Source organism: Labrys sp. LIt4, from assembly GCF_017813775.1.
GTDB lineage: Bacteria > Pseudomonadota > Alphaproteobacteria > Rhizobiales > Labraceae > Labrys > Labrys okinawensis_A.
Genome location: NZ_JAGIPY010000006.1, coordinates 104,422 through 120,083, shown reverse-complemented (window position 1 = coordinate 120,083; position 15,662 = coordinate 104,422). Strand labels below are relative to the sequence as shown.

Annotated in this window: 11 protein-coding genes; 7 read left to right on the top strand and 4 right to left on the bottom strand. The window is 65.4% G+C overall.

Annotated features, from left to right (window positions below):
* Positions 1 to 2: 2 nt before the first annotated feature.
* Positions 3 to 1,160, bottom strand: a complete 1,158-nt coding sequence (gene gcvT / locus J8I29_RS13535) for a glycine cleavage system aminomethyltransferase GcvT (RefSeq protein ID WP_209432040.1) — start codon at positions 1,158 to 1,160, stop codon at positions 3 to 5.
* 201 nt (positions 1,161 to 1,361) lie between these two features.
* Between gcvT and J8I29_RS13530 the strand changes: the two genes are divergently transcribed.
* Complete coding sequence (locus tag J8I29_RS13530) at positions 1,362 to 2,267, top strand: LysR substrate-binding domain-containing protein (protein ID WP_348536014.1); 906 nt, start codon at positions 1,362 to 1,364, stop codon at positions 2,265 to 2,267.
* A 47-nt stretch (positions 2,268 to 2,314) separates the two neighbouring features.
* Here J8I29_RS13530 and J8I29_RS13525 read toward each other — a convergent pair whose 3' ends face one another.
* Both J8I29_RS13525 and J8I29_RS13520 read right to left on the bottom strand, forming a co-directional pair.
* The gene (locus tag J8I29_RS13525) at positions 2,315 to 4,639 is read right to left on the bottom strand and encodes a Tex family protein (protein WP_209432039.1); all 2,325 of its coding nucleotides are present in this window, start codon (positions 4,637 to 4,639) and stop codon (positions 2,315 to 2,317) included.
* A gap of 172 nt (positions 4,640 to 4,811) precedes the next feature.
* Entirely contained in the window at positions 4,812 to 5,390 is a 579-nt protein-coding gene (locus J8I29_RS13520) for a TetR/AcrR family transcriptional regulator (protein WP_209432038.1), read from the bottom strand.
* A 258-nt stretch (positions 5,391 to 5,648) separates the two neighbouring features.
* Between J8I29_RS13520 and J8I29_RS13515 the strand changes: the two genes are divergently transcribed.
* From J8I29_RS13515 to J8I29_RS13490, 6 genes are all read left to right on the top strand, one after another.
* The gene (locus tag J8I29_RS13515; protein WP_245196997.1) at positions 5,649 to 6,449 is read left to right on the top strand and encodes a DUF3313 domain-containing protein; all 801 of its coding nucleotides are present in this window, start codon (positions 5,649 to 5,651) and stop codon (positions 6,447 to 6,449) included.
* 230 nt (positions 6,450 to 6,679) lie between these two features.
* Positions 6,680 to 7,981 (top strand): extracellular solute-binding protein, encoded by a 1,302-nt coding sequence (locus J8I29_RS13510; RefSeq protein WP_209432037.1) that lies wholly within the window; start codon positions 6,680 to 6,682, stop codon positions 7,979 to 7,981.
* 238 nt (positions 7,982 to 8,219) lie between these two features.
* Complete coding sequence (locus J8I29_RS13505) at positions 8,220 to 9,131, top strand: sugar ABC transporter permease (protein ID WP_245196996.1); 912 nt, start codon at positions 8,220 to 8,222, stop codon at positions 9,129 to 9,131.
* Positions 9,128 to 9,970, top strand: coding sequence for a carbohydrate ABC transporter permease (locus J8I29_RS13500; RefSeq protein WP_105860446.1), 843 nt, complete (start codon positions 9,128 to 9,130; stop codon positions 9,968 to 9,970). Before J8I29_RS13505 ends, J8I29_RS13500 begins: the two co-directional genes overlap by 4 nt.
* A 33-nt stretch (positions 9,971 to 10,003) precedes the next feature.
* A complete protein-coding gene (locus tag J8I29_RS13495) occupies positions 10,004 to 13,024 on the top strand; it encodes a glycoside hydrolase family 38 C-terminal domain-containing protein (protein WP_209432035.1) in 3,021 nt (1,006 codons plus the stop codon).
* A gap of 211 nt (positions 13,025 to 13,235) precedes the next feature.
* Positions 13,236 to 14,459: an ROK family transcriptional regulator gene (locus tag J8I29_RS13490; RefSeq protein ID WP_209432034.1), complete on the top strand. Its 1,224-nt coding sequence runs from the start codon at positions 13,236 to 13,238 to the stop codon at positions 14,457 to 14,459.
* Here J8I29_RS13490 and J8I29_RS13485 read toward each other — a convergent pair.
* Positions 14,392 to 15,546, bottom strand: a complete 1,155-nt coding sequence (locus J8I29_RS13485; RefSeq protein ID WP_209432033.1) for an ROK family protein — start codon at positions 15,544 to 15,546, stop codon at positions 14,392 to 14,394. The genes J8I29_RS13490 and J8I29_RS13485 overlap by 68 nt on opposite strands.
* Between the last annotated feature and the right edge of the window lie 116 nt (positions 15,547 to 15,662).

Sequence of the window (15,662 nt, the reverse complement as noted above, 5' to 3'; positions counted from 1 at the left end):
TCTCAGCTGCGCTTGTAGCGCGGGGTGATGAAGGGAAGGGGGGCAACGACGACCGGCAAGCGCTTGCCGCGCACCTCGGCGAAAAGCCGGGTGCCCGCTTCGGCGCTGGCCGTGGGAACATAGCCCATCGCGACAGGAGCGCCGAGGGTGGGGCCGAAACCGCCGGACGTGACGCGGCCGATCGGCGCCGGCGCTGTTTCATCGGCGAACAGCTCGGCCCCGCCGCGGACCGGGGCGCGGCCTTCGGCAGCGAGCCCGACGCGTCGGCGCGGTGCGCCATGCTCGAATTCGGGCAGGATCACCTCGGCTCCCGGAAAGCCGCCTGCGCGAGCGCCGCCGGTGCGCCGCACCTTCTGCACTGCCCATTCGAGGGCCGCCGCCACCGGCGTCGTCGAGGTGTCGATGTCGTTGCCATAGAGGCAGAGCCCGGCTTCAAGCCGAAGGCTGTCGCGTGCGCCGAGACCGATGGGGTGCACGTCCGGGTCGGCGAGCAGGGCCTTGGTCAGTTCTTCCGCCTGTGCTGAGGGCACCGAGATTTCATAGCCATCCTCGCCCGAATAGCCGGAGCGGGAAACCAGGCAGGAGACGCCGAGAATGACCATCTCCTTCACATCCATGAAGGCCATGGCAGCCGCCTGCGGCGCGAGCTTGGCCAGCGCCGCCTCCGCGGACGGCCCCTGGAGAGCAATGAGCCCGCGATCCGTCACTTCCTCGATCTCGCAGTCTTCGGACAGATGGGCGCGCAGATGAGCGATGTCCCGGCTCTTGCAGGCCGCGTTGACCACCAGGAAGAGATGGTCGCCACGGTTGGCGAACATCAGATCGTCGAGGATGCCGCCCCCGGCATCGGTGAAAAGCCCGTAACGCTGGCGCCCCGGCTTCAGCCCGAGCACATCGACAGGTACCAGCCGCTCCAGCGCCAGCGCGGCGTCGTCATAGCGTCCGGACTTCGCCCGCAGCACGACCTGGCCCATATGGCCGACATCGAACAACCCCGCCCTGGCGCGGGTGTGGAGATGCTCCTTGGCCACGCCCTCGGGAAACTGCACGGGCATTTCGTAGCCCGCAAATTCCACCATCTTGCCGCCGAGCGCCGTATTGAGCGCCGTCAGCGGTGTTTTCCCAAGTTCAGTCCCGCCAAGTTCATTCCGGTCGTCCATAGGCATGTCCCCGGTGGTTGTTCTTGTTAGGCCAAATATCGAACCGGCCGAATATCGAAAATACGGACCCCAATGCGTCGGCGCGGCTTCCGGAGCCGGCGGCTGTGCGACGTCTCCGGACAGGCCGGATATGCCAGATCGTTTGACATTTCAAAAATTCATAGTTCAAATGCTAGGATTGAAATTTCTCATGATGCAACCGTGCAGAATATTCCTACGGAACTCCTGCGGACTTTCCTGAAGGCCATCGATTCCGGCAGCTTCACCCGCGCTGGCGCCTTGGTCGGCCGCAGCCAGTCGGCAGTGAGCCTTCAGGTCCGCCGGCTCGAGGAGATCGTGGCTGCGCAGCTCTTCCAGCGGGATGCGCACAAGCTGCAGCTCACTCCGGAAGGAACACTGCTCGCCCAGTTCGCCCGGCGTATCCTGGCGCTGAACGACGAGGCGCTCGCCAGCATGCGCCAGCCCAAGGTCGCCGGGCGCATCCGGCTGGGCGCTCCCCATGAATATACGGCCTCGCTGCTGCCGGACTTCCTGGGCAAGTTCGCCCAGTCCCATCCCAATGTCATGCTGGAGGTGACGAGCGACCTGAGCAAGAACCTGCTCAGCCTGCAGGCCAATGGCGAGCTCGATCTCGTGATCGCGCTGCATGACGAGCCGGACCTGACGGAGGGTCGCCAGATTTTCACCGAGCCGCTCGTGTGGATGACGAGCGCCGACCATGAACGCCATGCCCAGAGCCCGTTACCCCTGGTGGTGGCACCGCCGCCCTGCATCTACAGGCACCGCATCCTGCAGACGCTGAACGGGCTCGGCAGGCCCTGCCGGATCGCCTATCTGAGTTCGAGCTATAACGGCATTTCCGCCGCCGTGCGGGCGGGGCTGGGCGTGACGGTGATGGCGGAGAGCGCGGCCCCGTCGGGCGTGCGGATGCTCGGCGAGCGCGACGGCTTCCCGCCGCTCGGCCATCTCGAATTGCGGCTGCACCGGCTCGCCGGCAATTCGAGCGAGGCCATCATCCGCCTCGAGGACTATATCGCCGAGAGCTTCGCCGATACCGAACTTGGGCGGGGCGGCGCCCGGCCACGAGCCTTGCCCCTCTCGGAATGAGAGCAGCCGGAGGGGCAGCGCGCCGGCGTTCCCGCCAAGCGGATGCTTCAACGCTTCTTCAGCGCCTCGGCCAGTGCCGCTCCGAAGGCACCCTGCGCGGTCGGCCTGTCGGGCCGGGCCTGGTTGTGGCGAGGCGGGTTCGGCCTGGCCTTGTCGTCACGTCTCGCGGGCTTTTCGGAGCCGACGTTGGCGTCCCGCCGCATCGACAGGGCGATGCGCTTGCGGGGAATGTCGACCTCGACGACGCGCACCTTCACGACGTCGCCGGCCTTCACCACCTCATGGGCATCCTTCACGAATCGGTCGGCCAGTTGCGAGACGTGGACCAGGCCATCCTGATGCACGCCGATGTCGACGAAGGCGCCGAAGGCGGCGACGTTGGTGACCGTGCCTTCCAGGAGCATGCCGGGCCGGAGGTCCTTGATGTCGTCGATGCCGTCGGCGAAGGTCGCCGTCCTGAATTCGGGCCGAGGATCACGGCCGGGCTTGTCGAGCTCCGCGATGATGTCGCGCACGGTCGGCAGGCCGAAGCGTTCGTCCACGAAAGCCTGCGGATCGAGCTTCCTGAGGACGGCGCTGTCGCCCATCAGCGCGCGCACGTCGCGCCCGCAGGCGGCGACGATCTTCTTGGCCACGCCGTAGGCTTCGGGATGCACGGCCGAGGCATCGAGCGGCTCGGCGCCATTGGGAATGCGCAGGAAGCCGGCGCATTGCTCGAAGGCGCGGGGGCCGAGACGGGAAACCTTGAGCAGATCCTTGCGGCTGGCGAAGCGGCCGTTGGCATTGCGATGCGCCACGATGCCCTCGGCGAGCGAGGCGCCAAGGCCGGAGACGCGGGCGAGCAGCGAGGACGAAGCGGTATTGAGGTCGACGCCGACCGCGTTCACCGCATCCTCCACCACGCCATCCAGCGAGCGCGCCAGCCGATACTGGTCGACATCGTGCTGATATTGCCCGACGCCGATCGATTTCGGCTCGATCTTGACGAGTTCGGCCAGCGGATCCTGCAGCCGCCGAGCGATCGACACCGCCCCGCGCAGCGAGACGTCGAGATCGGGAAATTCCGCAGCGGCCGTTGCCGAGGCCGAATAGACCGAAGCGCCCGCCTCGCTGACGATGACTTTGAGCGGCTTGGGCGCGGGCAGGGCGGCGAGCATGTCGACCACCAGCTTTTCCGTCTCGCGGCTGCCGGTGCCGTTGCCGATGGCGATCAGTTCGACACCGTGGCGGCGGATGAGCGCGCAGAGTTCCGCCTGGGCCCCACGAGCATCGTTCTTGGGCGGGAAGGGATAGACGGTGGACGTGGCCAGGAGCTTGCCGGTGCCATCGACCACCGCGACCTTCACACCCGTGCGGATGCCGGGATCGAGGCCCATGGTAGGACGCGAACCGGCAGGAGCTGCGAGCAGTAGATCCTTGAGGTTGCGTGCGAAGACCCGGATCGCCTCCTCTTCGGCCCGTTCGCGCAGGTCTCCCATCAGATCGACATAGAGATGCAGGGAGAGCTTGACCCGCCAGGCCCAGCCGACGACCTCCATCAGCCAGCGGTCGCCGGGCAGGCTCCCTGCAATCCCATAGGCCTGCGCGATCATATGCTCCACCGGCTTGACCGCGGAGGCGTTGTCGGCGTCGACCTCGATGTCGAGCGACAATACCTCCTCGTTGCGGCCGCGCAGCATGGCAAGCGCCCGATGGCTGGGCACGCCCGACCAGCGCTCGACATGGTCGAAATAATCGGAGAATTTCGCACCGGCCGCCTGCTTGCCGTCGATGACACGGGCGCGCAGGAAGGCATGCTGCTTCATATAGGTGCGCAGCCGGCCGACCAGCTCGGCATTTTCGCTGAAACGCTCGACCAGGATGTCGCGCGCGCCTTCCAGGGCCGCCTTGGCGTCGGGGACCTCGTCGCCGAGATAGGCCGTCGCCAACTCCGCCGGCACCGCCGCCCTGTCGGCGAGGATCGCTTCGGCAAGCGGTCCCAGACCGCGTTCGCGGGCGATCTCGGCCTTGGTTCGCCGCTTGGGCTTGTAGGGCAGGTAGATGTCTTCCAGCTCCGCCTTGGTGGCCGCGGCTGCGATCTTGGCCGCGAGATCGTCGTCGAGCTTGCCCTGCTCATGGATGGAGGTGAGGATGGTCTCGCGCCGGGCCTCGAGCTCGCGCAGATAGGCCAGGCGCTCGGCAAGATCGCGCAATTGCGTGTCATCGAGGCCGCCTGTCACTTCCTTGCGGTAACGGGCCACGAAGGGCACCGTCGCTCCCTCGTCGAGCAGGGTGATGGCTGCCGTCACCTGCTGTGGCTTGGCATTGATCTCGGCTGCGATGATCGAGGCCAGGCGTGCACTGGCGCCCGTGGCGTGTTGTTTGCCGTTCATGCGCTCCTCGTTCGAAGATGAGTCGCGCACCATAGGCAAGGCGGGGAGCGACCGCCATGCCTCTGGGCACAGGCCCTTGCTTCTCCACAGCCTGTCTTTCGCTTGCTGTTGGAAGGGGCCTCAATTCCACCGGGCACCGTCCAGAGGCTGTATGAACGATGGCACGACGGCTCTACTTGGCTCGAACGAGCGGGAGAAACACGCTGTCGACCCAAGCTTGCCACAAGGTGGGCGGCGGCGCCGAAAAGGTCATGAGGATATGCCCCCCGAAAAGATCGCTCAGTAGGGAATCGAGGGGCGGGGCGAGTTTTTCCCGATCGACCTCGCCGCGCGTCACGGCACGCTCGAGGATCGTTGGAAGCATTTGCCCATGCCCACCCTTGATGAGCGAAGCGCGCAGCTCCTTTGGCGTGGAAGTGGTTTCGGTGAAATACGCGCTCGAGAGCAGCGAGAAAGTGGCGACGATCACGGAGGTGCGTTCCGAGGCCCTGTCCAGGAATTCCAGTAGCTCCGTGCGTAGATCGCCTCGATCGGGTACGATGATCGGGTTTTTCGCCATTTGCTGCCGAATGGCCGCGACGACGAGCGGCGCTTTGCCGTTCCAGCGGCGCCCGAGCACCGGGCGGCTGGTGCCGGCCCTTTCGGCCACGGCCTCCATCGTCAGCCCGGCATAGCCGCGTTCGACAAGTTCGAACCACGCTGCTTCCAAAATCGCCCGTTCGAGATCTGCTCCCCGACGTCGCTGCTGCATGAGGTTCCCTGTCTAATTAAGATGCATGTTCGCATCTTAATTCCACCATAATGCTACAACTAGATACACCAGTGTATCCTATATTTGGAGCTGGGCGTGACGAGTTTTCCTCTTTCACGGCGGCTGGCCGTGTTTCGAATCCGCATGGGCCTTGTGACATTCGCTAGGGCGGACGAAAAGGCGACCGATCCACACGCGGCTATGACGGCCTGTCTGCGCGATGTCCTGATACAAGTACGGGTAACGACGGCCTGTTTGATGCTGCCTGTGCTGTCCACCGGATGTGCTTCGGTTCCTCTCAAGTCTGCCGGTACGTTGACGAGCTATGACAAGCTCAGCGAACCAAAAGGACTGCTGTCGAGGTCGAGGAATTATGTCGATGCCAGTGCTTTGGCTTCCGTGAAGACTGTCGGCATCGTGCCGACCACGCTGGCTCAGTCGGCCTCCGCGCGGGTGAAAACGGAGAGCGATCGTGCGATGGTTGCCAACGCGCTTGATCGCGAGATCTGCGTCGCCCTGAGTGACAAGTTTCAGGTCGTTACACCGGGCGCTCCTGCTGACCTGATGGTTCGAACTGTGGTCACCGACATCGTACCGACCAACAGGGCGGTGGCGGTGCTCGCAACCGCCGTGACATTGGGCAGCGGCTTTGCCCTGCCGGTCAGCGTTCCCCGGCTTCCCTTCGGCCTGGGTGGTCTGGCGGTCGAGGCAGAGGCCGTCGACAGCAAGGGCAACCAGCGCGCCGCGATGCTCTGGGCCCGCGGCGCCAACTCGATCTCGAACAAGCCGCGCATGTCCGAAGTCGGTGACGCCTATGGCTTGGCGACGACGTTCGGGAGCGACTTCTCTCGCATGCTCGTTACCGGAAAGGAGCCACGCACGTTGGATATCCGGCTGCCATCCGGACAGCGGATACGGTCTTGGCTGGGCGGCAAGCCGAAATACCCGGCCTGCGACGGCTTCGGCCGGGCGCCAGGTCTCCTGGGCGTCGTCGCAGAAAAATTCGGGGCGCCGCCGGAATGGACCGACAAGCGCCCCCAAGCCGCCCCCCAACGGTAGATCGGTTACTGCTTGTATCGTGGATAGGAAGGTCTCGCCTCGGCAGGCCATCCGCCGGCCGGTATGCCGTCAGGGAATAGCGTCGGCGTCGCTGCCTTCGTCTTTTCTCTCCATACCCAAGAAGCTTGCCTCAATAAAATCGATGTGATTTATTCGGGCGGCGTCAATGCGCCCATCACGAGGCGGAACCGCACCGCCTGATCGAGGAAACATCCCCAGGGAGAAACAAGATGCGCAAGCGTCTGGTCACCGCGCTGCTCGCCTCGGCCGTTGCCTTCGCGGCCGCTTCGTCACAGGCCGAAGACCTCGTCACCAAGAGCCGGATCGGTCCGGCCGATGCGCCGAAATCCCTGACTTTCCGCCTGACGGGCGACGGGCCCGACAGCACCCATCCCGAATGGGCGGAGGGCTACAAGAAGCTGTTCGGCGAATTCATCCAGCGCCATCCCGGCTGGAAGATCGAGCTTGAGCGCATGTCCGACAATATCGGGCAGGAGCAGGCCCGCATGCTCGAGCAGGCCAAGGCCGGCCGCGGCCCCGATTGCGCCGCGGTGGATTCCTTCGTGCTGGCCCTGTTCATCGGCGCCGGCGTGCTCAAGCCGCTCGATGCCTATTTCACCAAGGACGAGATCAACGATCTCTTCCCCTTCGTACGGCAGGGCATCACCGGCAAGGACGGCAAGATCTATGCCTGGTGGTGGGACACCGATCTGCGCGTGCTCTACCGCAACAAGGATATCGTGCCGGAAGCTCCGAAGACCTGGGATGAACTGAAGGCGGCTGCGCTCGCCTCCAAGGAGAAGGGCATGGAAGGCCTGCTCTTCAACGCCGGGCGCTGGGAAGCCACGACCTTCGACTGGCTCGCCAATTTCTGGAGCCAGGGCGGGAAGCTCGTCGACGATCAGGGCAAGCCGATCTTCGCCGAGGGCGAGAACCGCGAGAAATTCCTGAAGGCCGTCAAATACTTCAAGGATCTTGTTGATTCCGGCGCCGCGCCCAAGCGCGTTACCACCATAATGAATTATGACGAGCTGAACGCCGCGGCAGCGGCCGGGACGACGGCCCTGTTCATCGGCGGCAATTGGCAATATGGCCAGCTCAAATCCATCCTCGAGCCCGAGACCTTCGCGCAATGGACCTTCTCGCCGATACCGGGGCCGACGGCGGACCAGAACTCCACCGGTACCGGCGGCTGGACGGTGGGAGCCTTCTCCGACGATCCCGACAAGATCGCCATGTGCGCGGCGATCGCCAAGGAGGTCTATTCGGGGGCCGGCAATGCTCTGCAGCAGCAATTGCCGACCTCGAAGGCCCAATATGACAAGTTCGAGGTCTTCAAGACCGACACGAACAAGGCCTTTGCGGCCGCGCTCGCCCACGGCCAGGCCCGGCCCGGCGTGCCGATCTACGCCGAAATCTCCAACCAGATCCAGGTGATGATGGGCGATGTGCTGGCCGGCACCAAGACGCCGGAGGCCGCTCTCGATGCCGCCAATGCCGCCGTGCAGGCGGCCTATGCCCGGCAGAAATGAGGCGCGTCTGCCTTCCGCGTACCTTCTCCCCTCGCGGGAGAAGGTCCCGGCAGGGGGATGAGGTGAGATCCCCAACTTTGAGGATCTCACCGAAACCCCTCATCCGCCCCTTCGGGGCACCTTCTCCCATAGGGGGAGAAGGGAGATCGCGCTTCTTCAGGATGGCTTCTGCAGCAATCTGCCGCCGTAAACGCAAGAGAGAGACGCCATGTCGACGACCAGGGCCGTCATCGCCGCAATGCCACGCCGCCAGCGCGGGCTCGGCCTGGCCGGGCGCATCGACACCAATCCCTTCGCCTGGCTGGCGCCTGCCGTGCTGCTGCTGGCCGCTTTCTATCTCTACCCGATCATCGACGTCTTCCGCCTGTCCCTGACCAATGCGACGCTGCTCAGTGCCGAGGAGCGCTACACGCTCGATACCCTCTACGCCATGCTCGGCAATGCCGCGCTCGGCGATATCCTCCTCACCACCTTCGTCTTCTGCGCGGCGAGCGTGATCGGCCAGCAGGCGGTCGGCTTCGGCATCGCGCTGGTGGTGGTGCGCGGCGAGCGCCGGCGCCTTCCCGGCATGACCGTGATCCGCACCATCGTGCTGATCGCCTGGGTCATTCCCGGCATCGCCAACGGGCTGATCTGGCAGATGCTGTTCTCGGAGGCGCCTTTCGGCGCCGTCAACAGCGTGCTGCGCCTGATGCATGTCGCACCGGTCGCCTGGCTGTCGGATCCCGCCAACGCCATGATCTCGGCCATCATCTCCAATGTCTGGCGCGGCACGGCCTTTTCGATGATCGTGTTCTATGCCGCGCTCAAGGGCATCGATCCCACGCTCTATGAAGCGGCCAATGTCGACGGCGCCAATGGCTGGCAGAAATTCCGCTTCGTCACCCTGCCGATGATGCGCAGCGCCATCTTGGTCAATTCGATCCTGATCACCATCCAGACGCTGAACACCTTCGACGCCATCATCTCGCTCACCGGCGGCGGGCCGGGCCGGGCGACGGAAGTGCTCTCGCTCTTCACCTACAACACCGTCTTCCGCAATTACGACCTTGCCGGCGGCAGCATGCTGTCCGTGCTGATGCTGGCGATCAGCCTGGCGCTGGCTCTCTTCTACGCCGCCTTCCTGCCGCGCTGGGAGGATCGCACATGAGGGGCGAGCGCCGCGAGAAATGGGGCGATGTCGCCACCTATATACTGGCCGTGCTGATCGCCGCCTTCTTCCTGACGCCGCTGCTCTGGCTGCTGTCGCTGGCGCTGCGCTCGCGCCAGGAAGTCTTTCTGGGCGCCGCCCGCTTCATCCCCAAGCGCCCGACGCTCGCGAACTTCGCGCAGGTGCTGAGCGATCCCACCTTCCTGGTTTACCTGTGGAACGGGCTGAAGCTCTCGGCGCTCGGAGGGCTCGGCTGCCTCGCGGTGGCGGCGCCTGCCGCCTATGCCTTTTCGCGCTTCTGGTTCGCTGGCCGCTCGGCCCTGATGATGGCGATCCTCGCCTTCCAGATGGTCTCGCCTCTGGTCATCCTGGTGCCGCTCTATCGCTATATGAGCGATCTCGGGCTGCTCAACAGCCATTTCGGCGTGATCATGGTCTATATCGCCGTTGGCATTCCCATGTGCACGTGGCTGCTCAAGAGCGCCATCGACGCCATTCCGCGGGAATTGGAGGAGGCGGCCGCCATCGATGGCTGCAGCCGGTTCGGCATCTTCTGGCGTATCACCCTGCCGCTGATCACGCCCGGCATCGCCTCGGCCTTCATCCTGATCATGATCCTCAACTGGTCGCAATTCCTGATCCCCTTCCTGCTGCTCAACAAGGATCCGCAACTGCCGATCTCGGTCGCGATCTTCAATTTCGCCGGCACGTCCAATGCCTCCACCACCCAGGTCCTGGCGGCAGCCTGCCTGGTGGCGGTGGTTCCCGCCATCATCGCTTTCGTGGCGCTGCAGCGCATGGTGGTGGGGGCGCTCACGGCAGGGGCAGTTAAAGGATAGTCCGTAACATATTGTTTTACCTGGGAGTTTAAGATGTCACTCACGATCCAGCAGCGGATCGATCGCCTCAATGTCCGCGTGCTCGAACTCGGCTTCTGGCGCGAGCGCGAGAAGGTTGCCATCGACGGCTGGACCTTCAATGGCGAACCGATCGCCCTCGGCGCCGACTGGCATCGCCGCGAAGGTGTCGTGCATTTCGCCGCCAAGGCCGAAGTGCCCCTATCCTGGCCGCTGGAGGAGACCCGTCTGATCCTCGATCTCGGCGGCGAGAGCTTGGTCACCTTGAAGGGCGAAGCGGGTCAGAAGAGCTACGGCCACGATCCCTATCACCAGGAATATCCGGTGACGGAGCGGCATTTCTCGATCGAGACGGACAGCGTCGCCCGGCTGCCCTTCGGCGAGCCGGTGCCCGAGCCCCGCCTGGTCGCGGCGCGCCTGGCGCGTATCGAGCCATCCGTGCACCGGCTGCGCCTGCTGCTCAAGCAGGTGGCGGAAGTGGCGCGGCTGCTGGGCGAACATGAGGTGGTGCCTCATCTCGTCGGCGCCGCGGAGCGCAGCTTCGCCGCCCTCGACTGGCCCTCAGCCACGTCAGACTATGTTGCGCGCATGGGCGACTATACCCAGCAACGCTCGATCTGGCAGTTGCCGACGCTGAAATCGAACCCCGACGGGCTGCGGCAGGACCACCGCGCCAGCGTGGCCGCGGCCCACGATGCCCTCGTCGCCGAATTGCGCGCGCTCAAGGCCCGCTTCCCCCAGCAGGGCAAGCTCGGCATCACCGGCCACGCCCATATCGATCTCGCCTGGCTCTGGCCCTATGACGAGACCCGCCGCAAGGCCCGGCGCACCTTCCACACCGCCCTGCGCCTGATGGAACAATTCCCGAGCTTCGTCTTCAACCAGTCCACGGCCGCCTATTACGCCCAGATCGAGGAGGACGATCCGGCGCTGTTCGCCGATATCGCCGCAGCGGTGCAAAAGGGCCAATGGGAAACCATCGGCGGCATGTGGGTCGAGCCTGATACCAACATGCCGACCGGCGAGAGCTTCGTGCGCCAGATCCTCTACGGCCAGCGCTATTTCCAACACCAGTTTGGCGTGCGGCACCGCGTGTGCTGGCTACCGGATTGCTTCGGCTTCTCACCGGCCCTGCCGCAATTGCTCAGGCAGGGCGGCATGGATTCCTTCTTCACCATCAAGGTGAACTGGTCGGAGACCAACCGCTTCCCGCACGACCTGTTCTTCTGGGAGGGCCTCGACGGCAGCCGGGTGATCGCCCACACCTTCGACAATCCGCTGCATGGCTATAATGGCTCGACCGAACCGGCAGCCATCATCCCGACCTGGAAGAATTTCCGCCGCAAGGATATCCATGACGAAAGCCTGCTCGCGGTCGGTTATGGCGATGGCGGTGGCGGCACCACGCCCGAAATGCTGGAACGCCAGGCCCAGCTCGCCGATTTCCCCGCGGTCCCGGCGCTCAGTCCGGTTCGGGTCGAGGATTTCTACGCCCGTATACATGACACTGTCCCCGCGGAGAAAATTCCCGTCTGGTCGGGCGAAATCTATCTGGAACTGCACCGGGCCACGCTGACCACGCAAAGCCACACCAAAAGGCTTCACCGCCACGCCGAGCGGGCGCTGATCACGGCCGAGACAGTCGCCTCGCTGGCGGCGCTGCTCGGCGGGCCGCTGCCCGACAGCCTGGAGCCGGCCTGGCGCAAGGTGCTCAAGAACGAGTTCCACGACATCCTGCCGGGTTCGGGCATCCGCGAGATCTATGAGGATGCCGAACGCGAACTCGGCGAGGCGCTGGCGACGGGTCGCGAGGCCCAGAAGGCCGGCCTCGCTGCCGTGGCGGCCCAGTTGCCGAAGGGCGGATCGGCAGAGGTGCTGGTCGTGGTCAATCCTGATCTCCATGCGCGGCCCATCCGCTGCGAAATCGACGGCGCTCCCTTTGCGCCGGAGGGAACGGTGCCTGCGCTCGGCATCGCCGTGCTCGACCGCGCCGGGCTGGCGCCAGCCGAGGGCCTCGCGGTTTCGAAGACGAGCCTCGAAAACCGCTTCGTGCGGGCCGTCCTCAATGGCGACGGCACGCTGGCCAGCCTTTACGACAAGCGCGCCGGGCGCGAGGCGCTGGCCGGCCGTGGCAACCAGCTCTGGGCCTATGCCATGGACAAGCCCCGGAACTGGGACGCCTGGGACATCGAGGACGACTATGCCGCCAATGGCCAGGAGCTGACGGCCGTCGAGGCGATCGAGGTGGTCGAGACCGGCCCGCATCGCGTTGCGGTGAGGATCGTCAGGCGTTTCCGCGACTCCACCATCACCCAGACGCTGCGGCTCTGGGCGAACTCGCCGCGTCTGGAGATCAGGACCGATCTCGACTGGCATGACCGACGCGTGCTGCTCAGAACCCTGACGCCGGTGGCGGTGCGCTCGGACTACGCCACCTTCGAATGCGCCTTCGGCGTCGTCAGCCGCTCGACCCGCGACAACACCTCCTGGGAGAGCGCCCAATATGAGGTGCCGGCCCATCGCTTCGCTGATCTGTCGGAACCCGGTTTCGGCGTCGCCATCCTGAACGACGCCAAATATGGCCACAGCGTCAAAGGCAATGTGCTCGGGCTGAGCCTGGTGCGTGCGCCAATCTATCCCGATCCGCTGGCCGATGAAGGCGAGCAGAGCTTCACCTATGCGCTGCTTCCGCATGCAGACAGTTGGTACGAGGGCGGCGTGCGCGAGGAGGCGCTCGATCTGAACCAGCCGGTGCTGGCGCTCGCCGCCACCGGCCTGCTGCCCGGATCGCACCAGCCGCTTGCCATCGAGGGCATCGCGGCCGGGCTCGGTGGCCTCAAGCGGGCGGAGGAGGGTGGGGGGCTCGTCCTGCGCGTCTACGAGCCCGCCGGCGCTCGTGGCTCCCTCACCATCAAACCGGCCACGGGCTGGAGGCTCGGCGAGACCGTCAATATCCTCGAAGAGCCGGTGTCGCGTGCCGATGGTCCGGACCTCAAACCTTTCGAGGTGCGCAGCTGGATGCTGAGGAAAGGTTGAGGCCGGGGGCGCGGACGTCTCGTCCGCTCTTCCCTTCTGTCAAGCGCGGCGCTTACAGGAGCGGACGTCGCGACATGCGAGCGCGGTGCTGCGACATCCGCCTAACGGGGAAGGACTTTCGCCGACCTCGGGATTGATCGCGCCGCGATTGACAAAACGGCGAGCCGCACGCCTTGATCGAGAAAAAGGCAGCGTCATCGACCTGGATATCATGAAGTCATCCCACCTGCCGGGCGAACTCGCCGGCTCCAATTCCGGTCATGCCGCCAGCCACAACCAGGCCGTGATCCTGCGCACCATTCGCTGGAGCCAGCCGATTTCGCGCACGGAACTGGCGCGCCGCTCCGGCCTCAGCAAGCAGGCCGTCGCCCGCATCACCGAAAAGCTGCTCGACGACGGGCTGATCATCGAGGCACGCCGGCGCTACGGCATGCGCGGGCAGCCGGCGATCGAACTCGAGATCAATCCGGAAGGCTGTTTCTCCGTGGGTATCGGCCTTGGGCGCGACCATCTCACCATCGTTGCCGTCGATGCGCTCGGCACGGTGCGCGACCGGCTGCATCGGGAGGTGCGCTATCTCTTACCCGATGCCTTCTTCGCCGAGGTGAAGGAAGCCCTGAAGACCTTCCGCCGCCGCCACGCCATCGACGAGAACCGGCTGGTCGGCATCGGCCTCGCCATTCCCGACCTCCTCGGCGAGATTCCCTTCATCGGCATGCCCGAGGCCTACTCCATCTGGGAAGAGACGGACATCCGCGCCCGCTTCGCCGCTTTCACCGAACAGCCCGTCTTCATCGACAATGATGCGACGGCCGCGGCGATCGGCGAGCTCACCTATGGGCTCGGCGTGGAGATCCGCAGCTTTTTCTACATCTTCATCGGTGCGGGGCTCGGCGGCGGCATCGTGCTCGACGGCGCCTGCTATCACGGATCGAGCGGCATCAGCGGGGAAATCGGCTGGCTGCCTTTGTCGCCGGCGGGCGGACGGGAAGGTGACGGCGTCCAGCCGCTCGGCCAGCTCGTTTCGCTGCTGCAGCTCTACGACTTTCTGGCCCGGCACGGCATCGCCGTCGCGCAGCCGCAGCAATTGCTGGCTCTCGACGAGCGCGGCAAGGATCTGGTGGTGATCTGGCTGCGCATGGCGGCCCGGTATCTGGCGGAGGCGGCCATCGATATCGGCCTCTTGATCAATCCCGATGCAGTGCTGATCGGAGGCCGCTTGCCGGTGACCTTGATGGACAAGCTCCTGCTCTTCGTTCACGAAGAACTCGCCCGCGACCCCAGGCCGATGCCGCCGGTCTATCGCGCCGGTGGCTCGGAAGATGCCGCGGCGCTCGGAGCGGCGACCATGCCGCTGGCGCATGCCCTCAGGCTGGAAGCGGCCGATCCGGCGCAGCGGACGCGCTCACCGTTGCGTGCCCGCGATCTTCGCTGACATTCCGGCGCAACTGGAAGGTCCGGCGCAGGTCCGGTAGCAGGATATCGAGGAAGGGGATTGCCGCGATTCCCTGTGCCACGCCCTGCTCGGACAGCGTGCTGCAACGGATTTCCGGCAGCCAGAAGGGGTGCGTCGGATCGATCATCCGGCTTCGGCGCAGCACCTGCAGCCGCGCGGCCAGCGCTTCCAGAAGAGGCGTCGGCAATCGGCCGCCCACCACGATCAGGCGCGGACCAATAAAGGCGGCCATGGCGATGATCATGTCGGTGAGATGTTCGGCGGCCTCGTCGAGCCATTGCTGCACGGCGGGATTTGACACATCGTGGCTGGCCAGGCGGCTGGTCGCCGCCACCTCGTCGAGATAACGCCCGTCGCGGCCCGTCCGCATCAGTCCGACCAGTCCGGCCTTGTGCTCGGCGCCGTCGAACACCGTACCGCCAATGATCATGCTGGCGCGTACGGTGGCACCGAGCAGGATGAAGACGAAACTGTCATCGGCCGTCGCGGCGCCGAATTGCCTCTCCCCGATCGCCGCGGCGACCGTGTCCCGTTCGATGATGACCCGGTAGGGCGCGAGCGCGGCCCGGATCGTTTCGGCAGGATCGCCTGCCGTCAGCCCGATGCCGAACAACCGACCGCCCGGCGCCGCCGCCGAGAGCTGGGAGATTGCCGGCCGGATCCAGGCGGCGATCTCGGCCGGCTCGTCGATCGAGGCCGGTGCCTCCTCGGTAAAGAGCGGCGTACCCGCCAGGTCGGTGGCGATCAGCCTCGCCCGTTCGCCGGCGAGATCGACCCCGATCGACACGGCGCTGCCCCGGCGAATCGCGAAACGATTCGAGCGTGCCGAACTATGGGCTTCGATCAGCCCTTCGCCGGTCAGGCGGCGCAGGATGTTGGCGATGCCCGGCACGGTCAGGCCGGTGACATGGGCGAGTTCGAGCCGCGTCATCGACCCGCCGCGCCGCAGGGCTTCCAGGGTGACGCGCAGATTGTGATCGGCTGCCTGCACCAAGTTGAGGCCCGAGGCCTGGTCCCGCCTTTCGGGAAAACGCGCGGGAAGCGGGGGGCTGCGATCGATCGGCATGATCTCTTATTGGGCGGCGCGATACGGAAGCGACCACGATAGCCCATTGGCGCTCGCCGGTGCAGGTCTCGCGTAAACCATCCGCAAAAGCCATGCCGCGATAGTTGCCGAGTTTC